Source organism: Clostridia bacterium, assembly GCA_014360065.1.
Classification (GTDB): Bacteria; Bacillota; DSM-521; order Neomoorellales; family JACIYF01; genus JACIYF01.
The window spans coordinates 1-12,023 of record JACIYF010000077.1 but is presented as its reverse complement, the minus strand read 5'-3'; the positions used below and the strand labels follow the sequence as shown (position 1 = coordinate 12,023).

General features: G+C 50.5%; 15 protein-coding genes and 1 pseudogene. All 16 read left to right on the top strand.

The genetic code is table 11. The features are described 5' to 3' along the window. Positions 1 to 44 precede the first annotated feature (44 nt). A complete protein-coding gene (locus H5U02_10750) occupies positions 45 to 398 on the top strand; it encodes a flagellar biosynthetic protein FliO (protein ID MBC7342902.1) in 354 nt (117 codons plus the stop codon). Between the two features lie 26 nt (positions 399 to 424). Then, on the top strand, positions 425 to 1,195 hold the full coding sequence (gene fliP / locus H5U02_10745; GenBank protein ID MBC7342901.1) for a flagellar type III secretion system pore protein FliP: 771 nt from the start codon (positions 425 to 427) through the stop codon (positions 1,193 to 1,195). A 15-nt stretch (positions 1,196 to 1,210) separates the two neighbouring features. Beyond that, complete coding sequence (fliQ, locus tag H5U02_10740) at positions 1,211 to 1,480, top strand: flagellar biosynthesis protein FliQ (protein MBC7342900.1); 270 nt, start codon at positions 1,211 to 1,213, stop codon at positions 1,478 to 1,480. Positions 1,481 to 1,486: 6 nt separating this feature from the next. Beyond that, positions 1,487 to 2,266, top strand: coding sequence for a flagellar type III secretion system protein FliR (gene fliR / locus H5U02_10735; protein ID MBC7342899.1), 780 nt, complete (start codon positions 1,487 to 1,489; stop codon positions 2,264 to 2,266). Continuing rightward, on the top strand, positions 2,263 to 3,357 hold the full coding sequence (gene flhB / locus H5U02_10730) for a flagellar biosynthesis protein FlhB (GenBank protein ID MBC7342898.1): 1,095 nt from the start codon (positions 2,263 to 2,265) through the stop codon (positions 3,355 to 3,357). The genes fliR and flhB overlap by 4 nt, the downstream gene beginning before the upstream one ends. Further along, on the top strand, positions 3,358 to 5,418 hold the full coding sequence (gene flhA / locus H5U02_10725; protein MBC7342897.1) for a flagellar biosynthesis protein FlhA: 2,061 nt from the start codon (positions 3,358 to 3,360) through the stop codon (positions 5,416 to 5,418). 2 nt (positions 5,419 to 5,420) lie between these two features. Then, positions 5,421 to 6,467 carry a flagellar biosynthesis protein FlhF gene (gene flhF / locus H5U02_10720; protein ID MBC7342896.1) on the top strand — a complete coding sequence of 349 codons (1,047 nt, stop codon included), beginning with the start codon at positions 5,421 to 5,423 and terminating at the stop codon, positions 6,465 to 6,467. After that, positions 6,460 to 7,329 (top strand): MinD/ParA family protein, encoded by an 870-nt coding sequence (locus H5U02_10715; GenBank protein MBC7342895.1) that lies wholly within the window; start codon positions 6,460 to 6,462, stop codon positions 7,327 to 7,329. The genes flhF and H5U02_10715 overlap by 8 nt, the downstream gene beginning before the upstream one ends. Continuing rightward, on the top strand, positions 7,326 to 8,006 hold the full coding sequence (locus H5U02_10710; GenBank protein ID MBC7342894.1) for a PilZ domain-containing protein: 681 nt from the start codon (positions 7,326 to 7,328) through the stop codon (positions 8,004 to 8,006). The genes H5U02_10715 and H5U02_10710 overlap by 4 nt, the downstream gene beginning before the upstream one ends. Positions 8,007 to 8,009: 3 nt before the next feature. Further along, complete coding sequence (locus tag H5U02_10705) at positions 8,010 to 8,780, top strand: FliA/WhiG family RNA polymerase sigma factor (GenBank protein MBC7342893.1); 771 nt, start codon at positions 8,010 to 8,012, stop codon at positions 8,778 to 8,780. A 2-nt stretch (positions 8,781 to 8,782) separates the two neighbouring features. Continuing rightward, on the top strand, positions 8,783 to 9,145 hold the full coding sequence (locus tag H5U02_10700; GenBank protein ID MBC7342892.1) for a hypothetical protein: 363 nt from the start codon (positions 8,783 to 8,785) through the stop codon (positions 9,143 to 9,145). A gap of 23 nt (positions 9,146 to 9,168) precedes the next feature. Further along, the gene (locus tag H5U02_10695) at positions 9,169 to 9,570 is read left to right on the top strand and encodes an endolytic transglycosylase MltG (protein ID MBC7342891.1); all 402 of its coding nucleotides are present in this window, start codon (positions 9,169 to 9,171) and stop codon (positions 9,568 to 9,570) included. Positions 9,571 to 9,588: 18 nt separating this feature from the next. Continuing rightward, positions 9,589 to 10,338: a flagellar hook-basal body protein gene (locus tag H5U02_10690; GenBank protein MBC7342890.1), complete on the top strand. Its 750-nt coding sequence runs from the start codon at positions 9,589 to 9,591 to the stop codon at positions 10,336 to 10,338. Positions 10,339 to 10,356: 18 nt separating this feature from the next. After that, positions 10,357 to 11,133, top strand: a complete 777-nt coding sequence (locus tag H5U02_10685; GenBank protein ID MBC7342889.1) for a flagellar hook-basal body protein — start codon at positions 10,357 to 10,359, stop codon at positions 11,131 to 11,133. Positions 11,134 to 11,167: 34 nt separating this feature from the next. Continuing rightward, on the top strand, positions 11,168 to 11,653 hold the full coding sequence (locus tag H5U02_10680; GenBank protein ID MBC7342888.1) for a chemotaxis protein CheD: 486 nt from the start codon (positions 11,168 to 11,170) through the stop codon (positions 11,651 to 11,653). A gap of 57 nt (positions 11,654 to 11,710) precedes the next feature. After that, positions 11,711 to 12,023: pseudogene (locus H5U02_10675) on the top strand (chemotaxis protein CheR).

The window sequence follows — 12,023 nt, the reverse complement described above, 5'->3', positions numbered from 1 at the left end:
GAGAAAAACCAAGGAAAACCAAGTCAAAGTCAAGGTGATTGATAGTGGACTGGGAGTTATTGTGGTCAATCATTAAGTTGTTGGTTGCTTTACCCGTGGTAATTGCTGTCACCTATTGGGTGATTCGTTATGGGCTAGGCGCTCAGTTCCGAGGAGGGTATCCCAGCGCCGGTCTGCGAGTTATTGACCGGGTTATGCTTACCCCCAAGTCATTTATTGCCGTGGTTCGGGTCGATAAAGAGTACTTGGTAGTGGCAGGGGGAGAAAAAGATATAAATTTAATCGCCCGGCTAGACCATTACCCGGAAACTTCTTTTTCTTCCCCAGAACTCTTATCCTCAAAAGTTGCAACTAGTTATAATTTGGTCCGGCGTTGGTTCCTCAAAGAGAACAGGTGATCTAGGTGTACGGTCTAACAAAAAGAATTAAAACAAAGTTTAGCTGGCAGAGGATAGTGCTGCTGTTGGCGGGATTGGTGGTGGCCGCATTTGCTTGGCCCCAGGTGGCCCATGCCCAACCCCTGGGTATACCTGGCATTGACCTACGCATTAACACCTCCAATGAGCCTCAAAGCGTGGCGACCACCCTAAATATCATATTACTATTGACAGTTCTATCCTTGGCCCCGGCATTTCTAGTGATGCTCACTTCCTTCACCAGGATAGTTGTAGTGTTAGGTTTTGTACGCAATGCCTTGGCTACGCAGCAAATACCTCCCAACCAGGTGCTGATTGGTCTAGCGCTATTCCTTACTTTTTTTACCATGATGCCGACGTTTCAGCAGGTTTATAGCCAAGCTATTCAACCTTATATTGCGAACCAGATTACCCAGGAGGAAGCCATCGCCCGAGGCGAGGCGCCATTACGTCAATTTATGTTCAAGCAGACCCGGGAAAAGGACCTGGCCCTATTCGTTAATATGGCCAAAATGCCTCGTCCTCGCAACCAGGATGACATACCCATGTCAGTGCTCATTCCTGCCTTTGCTATAAGTGAGCTTAAAACCGCTTTTCAGATGGGGTTTTTGATCTACATACCATTTTTGATTATTGACTTGGTGGTGGCTAGTACGCTAATGTCCATGGGTATGTTTATGGTTCCCCCGATAATGATTTCTTTGCCATTTAAGATTCTGCTGTTTGTCATGGTTGATGGTTGGTACCTGATAGTAAAGTCGCTGATGCAAAGTTTTTAGGGGGGAGGCTTACGTATGTCTCCAGATATGGTTATGAAGATTGCCCGTGATGCTTTAACTACAGCCATGTGGCTGTCATTACCCGCTCTGGGACTTGGACTGGTTGTAGGAGTGATAATCAGCATCTTTCAGGCCACCACCCAAATTCAGGAACAAACCTTGACCTTTGTGCCTAAGATCGTGGCCGTGATGCTGGGGTTGTTGTTCTTTGGCTCCTGGATGCTGAATTTGATCGTAACTTATACTCAAAACCTATACCAAAATTTACCTTTGATGGCGAGATGATTTAACATGTTTTTAGGTTACCCCCTGGCCTTTTGGCAACTTCATCTTTTAGTTCTGTGCCGGGTGTCGTCGTTTTTGGTAACCGCACCAGTATTCTCCAGCCGGTCCATTCCGCCCTTGGCTAAGATCGGATTGGCAACGCTGGTAGCAATTTTAATTGCTCCCCAGGTCAGAGGGTATTCAGGGCTAGAAACCGCGTCATGGCAAATCTTCGTAATGAGGGTAATTGCCGAGGTACTAGTAGGGTTAGCGTTGGGCTGGATTGCGAGTTTGACATTCAACGCCATTCGGGTGGCTGGTGAAATGATAGATCTCCAGACTGGTTTTTCGATGGCCCAACTATTTGACCCCCAACAAGGCTATCAGGTAAGCCTCCTTGGCCAACTGATGGTGGTTTTGGGGACGCTTCTATATTTGGCCATTGGAGGACACTTAGTCCTGTTGGAAAGCCTCGGGGCCAGCTACAATCTTATCCCTCCAGGCGGGGCAGGGTTGGCGCAGGCCGACAGTGCTATAGTGGCCAAAATCTTCGTCGGCAGTTTTGCTTTGGGCTTCAGGATGGCGGCGCCGCTGTTGGCAGTTTTGGCGGTAACAGACATTGCTTTATCCTTAGTAGCCCGGACAGTTCCCCAGCTCAACGTATTCATATTAGGTTTTCCGCTTAAGGCTGGGGTCGCTTTGGTAGCACTAGAATTGGCCTTGCCCCTTTTATCAGTGATGATGGGGCAGGTGTTTGATCAAGTACAAAAAGACCTGAGCACCATAGTCAGGAGTCTTGCGCCATGAACCAGGAAATATTTGATCTACAGCTATTTGCGGAAGAAAAGACAGAGGAAGCCACGCCACACCGGCGCCAGGAAGTCCGGAAAAAGGGACAGGTCGCAAGGAGCCCAGATTTGAGCGCTGCGGCCGTACTTCTGGTTGGGTGCATGTGGCTGTACTTTCAGCGCGAATCCCTGATTAATTTCCTGGCTCAACTAATGCGGTGGGTTAGCAGCCAGCTAGCTACTCCCATGGTTACTTCTCAAAGCTTAAAGAGCGCGGTGCTGGCAGCCGGCCCAACCCTACTGGGGCTCTTAGGCCCATTACTGCTCCTGTCCGTGGGTACCGGCTTGGTGGTGACCTTTGCTCAAGTTGGGTTTCTGCTAGTACCAAGCCTTGTAGAGCCAAGGATGCAAAACATTAACCCCTTGGAAGGCCTGAAGCGGATGTTTTCTCGCCGGGCCCTGTTTGAGCTGGCAAAGTCACTAATAAAGGTGAGCGTTACTGCTGGCATTACTTATTGGATCCTGAGTTCAAAGCTGACTTCGCTACTAATGTTGGGTAATATGCAAGCTCTACCGGGCTACGAGTTGATAGCAGGGATCATATTTTACCTGGGATTATGGATTGGAGCCGCGTTCTTGGTACTTGCCCTGGTGGATTTCTTGTATCAGAAATGGGAGTTCAACCGCAACATTCGCATGAGCAAGTATGAATTGAAAGAAGAGTTTAGGCAAACCGAGGGGGATCCATTAGTGCGCAGCCGGCTGAGGGAAAAACAGCGCCAACTGGCACGTCATCGCATGATGCACAACGTGCCCAATGCTACCGTAGTCATTACTAACCCTACCCATTTGGCCGTGGCCCTGAAATATGCTCCAAAAGAAATGGATGCTCCCCTAGTTATAGCCAAGGGAGCCGGCAGCATCGCCAAGCGAATCGTGGAGGTGGCCATCCAACACCAAGTTCCTATTGTTGAGAATCAACCCTTGGCGCGAAGCCTCTATTATCAAACCGAAATCGGCCAGCAGATACCGGTGGAATTATATCGGGCTGTAGCTGAGGTTCTAGCTATGATTTATCGTCGCCAGGGGCTCCATAGGAGGTGGGCGTAATTGGCTACACCCAATAGCCTTATAAACTCTTTACGACGCGTCTCAAGCTACAGCGATGTTGTGTTTGCTGTTTTAGCCCTAAGTATTGTCCTTATAATTATCATTCCCATGCCACCCACCATGCTGGATGTCTTGTTGACCTTTAGCCTTACGGTGAGCATATTAATCTTTCTAACTACTCTCTTTATAACCGAACCTTTGCAGCTGTCGGTGTTTCCTTCGTTGCTATTGGTGGTTACCTTATTAAGGTTGGCGTTAAATGTGGCTTCTACTCGGCTGATCCTCAGTAATGCTCAAGCCGGCCAGGTCATTCAGGCTTTTGGTAGTTTCGTTATCGCTGGCAATTATGTGGTTGGACTAATAATCTTCGTTATCATTACAGTCATCCAGTTTGTGGTGATTACCAATGGCGCTGGCCGCGTGGCCGAGGTAGCCGCTCGATTTACCCTCGATGCCATGCCGGGAAAGCAGATGAGCATCGATGCTGATTTGAATGGAGGGCTCATCGATGAAGAGGAAGCCCGCAGGCGCAGGCGACAATTGCAACAAGAAGCCGAGTTCTTCGGCGCCATGGATGGGGCCAGTAAATTCATCCGCGGCGACGCCATAGCCGGACTGATAATTACCCTAATTAACATTGTGGGCGGTTTAATTATTGGCATGTGGCAAAAGGGTATGCCTATAAGTGACGCGCTTCAAACTTATACAGTCTTGACTGCCGGTGATGGTTTGGTAACCCAGATCCCAGCCCTTTTGGTTTCAACTGGGACTGGAATTTTGATCACCAAGGCCAGTGGCAATGAAAGCTTGGGTAAAACCGTAAGCTCGCAGCTGACCTCTTTTCCTCGGGTGTTCATTCTGGCCGCAGTGGTGCTAGCTTTGCTTGGTCTCGCTCCCGGTTTGCCAGACCTTCCGTTCTTGTTTTTGGCCAGCATCTGCGGAGTAGCAGCTTATGCTCTCCGCGGGCACCATCGGGAGCAAGAAATGGTGGTGCAGGAACTTAAGAAGCAGCGAAGGCAGCCGGAAGACGTTCTTCCTCTTTTTCAGATCGACCCGCTGGAGATTGAAATTGGCTATAACCTAGTACCTCTAACTGACGAAAGCCAGGGTGGCGACCTCTTAGACCGTTTGGCAGCCGTCCGCAGGCAGTGTGCAACCGAACTAGGCATTTATGTGCGCCCAATTCGAATTCGTGACAACCTGCGCCTGGACCCTAATGCGTACGTGTTTAGAATTCATGGAGTAGAGATAGAGAAAGGTGAGCTAATGCCCACTCATTACTTGGCCATGGGTTCGGGAAAGGAAGATGAGGTGCAAGGAATCCCAACTCGTGAGCCTGCTTTCGGCTTGCCAGCTTGGTGGGTGGCCCCTGCCGAAAAAGAGGCGTTGGAAATCCGGGGATTTACAGTGGTGGACCCAAATACGGTTTTAATTACTCACCTGACTGAGTTTATCAAGCAGCATGCCCACGAGTTGCTGGGGCGACAGGAAACCAAAGAACTAATTGATATGGTTAAGAGTACTAACCCGGCTGTGGTGGAGGAGTTGTTTCCAGATTTGCTAACGGTGGGCGAAGTCCAAAAGGTCCTACAGAATCTTTTGCGCGAGCGGATACCTATCCGCGACTTGGTTGGAATCTTAGAGTCTCTGGCGGATAACTCCAGGATAAGCAAAGATACTGATTTCCTCACTGAAGGTGCTCGCCAGGCTATCAAGCGGAGCATATGCCAAAAATATGCTAGCGAAGATGGAAAGCTCAGGGTAATTTCGTTGCATCCGCGCTTAGAACAAGAGATTGCTGACTCAATTCAGAACTTACCCCAGGGTAGCTACCCAGCGGTAGAGCCAAACTTGGCCCAGAGAGTCTTAGAGAAGCTTAGCAATTTGGTGCAAGAGATGGTAACCAAAGGTTACCCTCCAGTGGTGTTATGCTCCTCCCGAATTCGCTTACCATTTCGCCGGCTGATAGAGAGGTTTTTGCCCAACCTAGCTGTTCTGTCCATGAGCGAGTTGGTTCCTAGCGTTCAAGTGGAAGTGATAGGGACGGTGAACGGGGAATGAGAATGAAGCGATACTATGCAACGAGCATACCGGAAGCCTTAAACCAGGTGCGCAAAGATTTGGGACGGGATGCCATCATCGTGGACCAGAGAAGAGTAAGGCGTGGACCATGGTGGAATATTTTGGGCCGGCGGTACTGGGAAATTACAGCTGCCGCCGATGACAACAGCTACTCCTCGCTTTCGCCCTTTGTGCAAATCGAGCAGCGGGTCCAAAAAGTGGAAAGCTGGCTGCAGGAGTTTAGTCGCAACACCGCGGCCGCCAGAAAAGCCGCTGAAGCTGACAGGTGGCGAGAGGTCCTTGAAAAGGCTGACTTGAATTCCAGCCTCATTGATAGGGTCCTGAGCTCCTTGCCAGAAGGCTACCGGAATAGTCAGCCGCCAGAGGTAATATGGGAGCAACTGGTAGAGCAGTTAGCTGGTCTTTTTGCTCCGGGGAGCGGCATGCAGCCATCGAGCAAAGTTTTAAGCTTTGTGGGACCTACAGGAGTGGGCAAGACCACCACGCTGGCAAAGCTGGCTGCCCTGATGGCAGTTTACCACCGTAAGCGGGTAGCGCTGATTACTACTGATACTTATCGGATAGGCGCAGTGGAGCAATTACGCACCTACGCGGAAATCCTAGGCGTGCCTCTGGAAGTGGCCAATAGCCCAGGCCAATTGCGGCAGCAAGTATCTGCCCATCAAGATAAGGACTATATCTTCATTGATACCGCAGGAAGACCTTCACGTAATGCCATGATGATCCAGGAGGTAGCCGGTTTTACCAAAGGGGTTGGCTCTAGCGAGACCTATTTGGTTTTAAGCTGTGGCACTAAGACCGAGGATTTATTTCGGATAGTCAAAGACTTTCGCCCTACTCAATACCGGAAGCTGATTTTTACTAAATTGGATGAAACCGAGAGTCTGGGAAATATAGCCAACATCGGTGCCAGTACTGGCCTGCCCATTGCCTACATAACTACCGGCCAGCGGGTTCCAGATGATATTGAGGCAGCCCAGCCACGCCGCTTAGCCGAACTGATTGTGGGGGTGCAACAACATGCGTGACCAAGCCGAGCACCTTCGCGCTTTAATGGGAAATAATAACAATGCCTGCCGCACCATCGCTATTACAAGCGGAAAAGGTGGCGTAGGCAAAAGCAACTTGGCCCTTAATCTTGCCCTGGCCTTGGCCCAATTAGGAAAGAGGGTAGCACTTTTGGATGCTGACATAGGCTTAGCTAATATCGAGGTGTTGCTAGGAGTTACCCCCCGTTATAACTTGCGGGATGTGATATATGGTTGCTACTCGCTGATGGATATTTCTATCCCAGGACCATTGGGGACTCTCATCGTGCCAGGTGGGGCTGGTCTACAGGAAATGGCTGACTTGGATAGTTATCAGAGGGAAAAGCTGTTGCGAGAAATAGCCACTTTAGAATCGCAGGCGGATGTCCTGATCATTGATACCGGGGCAGGTATAGGGCGCAATGTTTTAGCTTTTGTGTTGGCGGCAGAAGAAGTGATAATTGTCTTGACTCCTGAGCCTACTTCCTTGGCTGATGGTTATGCCATGCTTAAGGCAATCAAGCAAGCTAAACCTTGGGCCAAGGTCGGATTAGTAATAAACCGGGTGTCGGGGTTTGCGGAAGCAACCCGGGTGGCCCAGAGAATACAGAAGGTTAGCCGGGAATTCTTAGGGGCAGAAGTTTCCTTGTTGGGTGGTATATCCGAGGATTTCAAGGTGGGACAGGCAGTTCGCCAGCAACAACCGGTGGGATTGCTTTATCCACAATGCTCAGCCTATCAAGACATACAGCGGATTGCTTGGAAGCTAGGATCTCACTCGCCGTTAACGGATAATCACGAGGCGCGGCCCAACTTGGTAGCTAGGATCTGGGGCTGGCTAAGCAGGGGGAACACTGCGTGAGTGAGGAAGTTAAGGAACTTGGAAAAGTAGTTGAGCCTGGCAGAACAGCGGATCTGTGGTATGGAGAGCGCCCTTTGGGTTGGGGATTCATCAGGCTGGTCCAAGGTAATGAGTTCGAAGTACGCGTTACCTCGCGGTTGCCCGAGGAGTCCTTAATACCACCTAACGGAACAGAGTTGGGCTTAGTTGTCTATACCGAACGTGCTCGCTATGTCTTCAAGGCTCGCTTACTTGAGCGGCAACCGCAATCTGGTTCGATCTGGCGATTTGTGGGCGTTTCCAACCTGAAGCGAATCCAATTGCGGGATTACGTCCGCGCCCGAGTTCACTTGCACGTGTGGTACGCCGTACTTAAGGATGAGGCAGACATGGGAAGGCCAATAGGTGTTACCCACCGGGGAACAGCGGTGGACCTCAGCGGCGGAGGCATGAATCTGGTAGTGAAAGAAAACATCCCAGTAGGTAGCGCTCTGTGGCTCCGATTTAATCTGCCAGGTTTGCAGGTGGAAACCATGGGCCGGGTCAGGCGAAGCCAAAAGTTAGGACTGAGCGCGGGTTTTTCACTGGGGATTGAGTTTGAAGGGTTGTTGGAGCGGGTTCGGGACCGTATTATTGGCTATACTTTTCAGCGCATAATCGAGGAGCAGCGCCGTCGGATACAGCTAAGCGAGGAGTAGACCATGGCTGTCAATGTAGCTGACCTTTGGAAAGAGTTCCGTCAAAGAAAAGACGAGGAAGTACGCCATCAGTTGATTTTGGCCTACTTACCATTGGTACGGCAAGTTGCCGGTAGGCTAGCGGTGCGGCTTCCGCCTTATCTTGACCAGGATGACCTCGCTAGCTATGGCATCTTTGGGTTGATGGAGGCCATTGAACGTTACGACTGGTCGCAAGGAACTAAATTTGAGACCTACGCCGTACAGCGTATTCGCGGGTCGATGCTAGATGCCTTGCGTAAGCACTCCTGGGTACCTCGGTCGCTCAATGAACGTTTTCGCGCTTTGCGCAAAGCCTATGCTACCTGTGAAGAACGACAAGGCGGAGAAGTAAGTGAAGAGGACATAGCGAAAGAGATGGGAGTAGAGGTGTCCGAGGTTTATCGCCTCCTGGCCGAGTACAACTTGAGGTCGCTTGTCTCTTTGGAAGAGTGCCTGGGAGGGAGTTCTACCAGTGAGCGACGACTGGGGGATGGGCTAAGCGATGCCCAAAGTCCAGATCCGGTAGCTCTCTTCGAAGACAAGGAGTTCAAGCAAATGTTGGCCAAGGCCATTGATCAGCTGGAAAGCCGAGATAAGCTCATCCTGGCACTTTACTATTATGAGGGTTTGACCCTAAAAGAGATTGGCAAGGTCCTGCATATATCGGAATCTCGGGTTTGCCAGTTGCATGCTCGGGCGATAGTGCGCTTGCGGTTAAAACTCGAGCAGGCCGGCTACACAAGGGGGATCTAGCGGTGCCTTACTTGTTATTGGTTCTCGGGGTTGTTTTCATTATTTGGGGACTAAGGGGAGAGCTTCGCTGGAGTAAAAGCTTGGAAAACCCCGTTGAAATCGAAGAAACCTCGTTTAACTCCGCTTTGCGGCAGACCATACTCAACCAAATTTCCGAGCAGGTTGTTTCGCCAGAGGCTAGCAATACGAAAGAAAGAGCTGCTGAAAAGGCCGACGAGTATTACAGTGCTTCGAAGGGGCGATACCAAGAGGCTATCCATGCCCTGAAGAACGGAAGCACCATGGCCGAGATCGAGGAGGCTTTCGGATTGAGGAAGGGGGAAGCTGAGCTATTAACCAGGCTTTACCAAAATACCGGTTCATGACTGGGCTCGGACTGGGGTTGGTTGTGGCAAGCATCTTTTGGATAGTTAAAGGCAATTCTCTGCCGCCGAAGGCCCAAATTGAGGCTTGGGCAAGGGACTTGGGGATGGTTTACCGAGATGAGGTGGTGGCATACGCGCCTGCTCCAGCGGGGGAGTCCAATACCCATGAGGAACATAAGCAGGTAGCTGTTGAGAAAGCCAACGTTCCTCAAGGTATGGTCTTAATTGAGATCAAGGCTGGGAGCACTTCTGAACAAGTAGCAGATTTACTACAGAGGAGCGGTGTGATTAAAGACAACACGCTTTTGAGCCGAAAGTTGGAAGAGAAAGGTCTGGCCAACCGGATCCGGGCTGGATACTACCTGTTCAAAGCAAATACGCCAGTGGAGACGGTCATTCAAAGAATAGCTGGGCTAGGTTTCTAAAAGGAGGGTGGCCAAATAATGCTACGTGGTATCTACACTGCCGCAACTGGTATGGCGGTGCAGCAGTTGCGGGGGGAAATTGTTGCCAACAATCTTGCCAATTTAGAGACCGCCGGGTATAAACCCCAAGAGTTGTACCCCGGCTGCTTTCCTCAGGTGTTGCTTGAATTCATGGGCCCAGGTCAGCGACAGGCTGTAGGGTTGGGCAGTCTGGGGTGCCGGGTAGAGGAAGTACGAATCAACCTGACCCAAGGATCGCTCAAGCCGACCGGTGACCCCTGGAATATTGCCTTGACGGGAGCTGGTTTCCTTACAGTTGAGACTCCGGGAGGCATACGGTACACTCGAGCAGGCTATTTGGCGCGGGATAGTCAGGGCTACATAGTTACGCCCAATGGGTATTACATCTTAGGAGAGAGGGGACGTATTCGACTGGTTTCGAGCCAAGCACCCCAAATAGACGAGCAGGGGAACGTTTATGAAAACGGGCAGCTTTTAGACCGATTGGCTTTGGTCACCTTTGCTGGGCCTCAGGACCTTTTACCTCAAGGGGATGGAACCTTTAGGGCTGTGGTTCCTCCTAACAATGTCACATACCGCGACCACTTAATTAAACAGGGGTTTCTGGAGCAACCCCCGGTAGACCTAGCTCGCGAGACAACCAACCTCCTTACTTGCAATCGCATATTTGAAACCTGCCAGCGCGCCATTCAAACTCAAGACGAAATGGCTGGGAAAGCCATCAATGAAGTAGGTGTACTGCGGTAAACGTAAAGGAGGGGAATTATGTTAGGTATCATAAGCGCTGGGTTGAATGGATTGCGATCGTACATGACCAAGATGGACCAAGTAGCCAACAATATAGCCAACGTATCTACTGTGGGTTTCAAGAAAGGGGTGGCAGAACTTACCGACCTTGCCTATCAGCCTTTGACCTATCAAGACCCATATGGCCCTGGTGCTACGCAGTCGCCGATTGGATCAGGGGCGAGGGTAGGGGCTGTTAAGAAGGACCTGTCTCCAGGACCTCCAGTTCAGACAGGCAGAGCCCTAGACCTTTATATTGATGGCGATGGCTTTTTTGAAGTCCTGCTTCCATCTGGCCAAAGAGCTTATACCAGGGATGGCAGTTTTTCTATAGATAGCCAGGGACATTTAGTTAACGCCCAAGGGCTAAGAATCAGCTCCTCAGTCGAGTTACGTGGTGCCAATTTGGAGGAAGTCCGAGTTAGCCCGGAGGGGATAGTCACTGCTAGCGATGCTGCTGGTAATGAACAAGTATTAGGGGAGATATTTCTTTTTTTGGCAGATAACCCTTTGGGAATGTTGAGTATAGGCAACAACCTTTATCAGTTGACGTTGGCAAGTGGCGCTGCCAGGCAAGCAACTCCGGGTGTCAACAATGCGGGGGTATTCCGCCAGCGATTCTTGGAGGGCAGCAATGTAAACCTAGTTCAAGAAATCCCCGAGATCATCACTGCTTTGCGCGCTCACCAGCTAAATACTAAGACGATTCAGCTGGCGGATGAGATGTGGGCTTTGGCCAATAACCTCCGGCGCTAGGGCGGGCGGCTGATGGTATGGAGTAGCTAGCAAGATGGAACAGGAGATCAAAGTAGGCATTGCTGAGTGGCAAGTAGCCAAAAGTCCAGTTCGTTTAGTTACCTTGGGGTTGGGGTCTTGCGTTGGGGTAACATTGTACGATGCCATGGCCAAAGTGGGAGGGTTAGCCCACATCATGTTGCCTGACAGCAAGCAGTTTCAGCATGTGGACAATGTGGGCAAATATGCTGACACTGCACTGCCCCGTATAGTAAAGGATCTACAAAAGCTAGGTGCCAGCCTGACCAGGCTAAGAGCTAAATTGGCTGGCGGCGCTCAAATGTTTCGTTCATCCAACCAAGGATCGCTATTGCGAATCGGGGAACGAAATGTTGAGATGTGCCGGCTGGTCTTGAGCCAGCTTGGCATTCCTGTGGTAGCAGAAGACGTAGGTGGAAACCATGGCCGGACCATTATCCTTTATACCGACAGCGGCAATCTGTTGGTGCGGAGCCTTGGCTTTCCACCCAGGGTTATTTAGGGGGTATAGGATTTGGATTTTCAAACCTTCAAGCGGCAAGTAGGCCATGAACTTCAAGTTAATCTCGAAGGATATAAAGAAACACAGCTTAAACGGCGTATTGACAGTTTAATGAGCGTTCTGGGTTTGGCGAGTTATGAAGAATACTTGGAACGTCTTCGCAGGGATAAGGCGCAAAGACAGCGCTTTTTAGATAAGATCACCATAAACGTATCCGAGTTTTTTCGGAATCCGGACAGCTTTGCCTACCTGGAGAAACATGTATTGCCCGTATTGCTCAGGAAGTGGAGCCGCTTGAAGGTCTGGAGCGCAGGCTGCGCCAATGGGGCCGAGCCCTACTCCATAGCCATTTCACTTCAAGAAGTGGCAG

Bases quoted from the DNA above. Each gene is read 5' to 3' on its own strand.
- H5U02_10680 (MBC7342888.1), top strand. From the start codon at position 11,168: ATGGAACAGGAGATCAAAGTAGGCATTGCTGAGTGGCAAGTAGCCAAA.
- H5U02_10685 (MBC7342889.1), top strand. From the start codon at position 10,357: ATGTTAGGTATCATAAGCGCTGGGTTGAATGGATTGCGATCGTACATG.
- H5U02_10705 (MBC7342893.1), top strand. From the start codon at position 8,010: ATGGCTGTCAATGTAGCTGACCTTTGGAAAGAGTTCCGTCAAAGAAAA.
- H5U02_10715 (MBC7342895.1), top strand. From the start codon at position 6,460: ATGCGTGACCAAGCCGAGCACCTTCGCGCTTTAATGGGAAATAATAAC.
- flhB (MBC7342898.1), top strand. From the start codon at position 2,263: ATGAACCAGGAAATATTTGATCTACAGCTATTTGCGGAAGAAAAGACA.
- H5U02_10690 (MBC7342890.1), top strand. From the start codon at position 9,589: ATGCTACGTGGTATCTACACTGCCGCAACTGGTATGGCGGTGCAGCAG.
- fliQ (MBC7342900.1), top strand. From the start codon at position 1,211: ATGTCTCCAGATATGGTTATGAAGATTGCCCGTGATGCTTTAACTACA.
- fliR (MBC7342899.1), top strand. From the start codon at position 1,487: ATGTTTTTAGGTTACCCCCTGGCCTTTTGGCAACTTCATCTTTTAGTT.
- flhF (MBC7342896.1), top strand. From the start codon at position 5,421: ATGAAGCGATACTATGCAACGAGCATACCGGAAGCCTTAAACCAGGTG.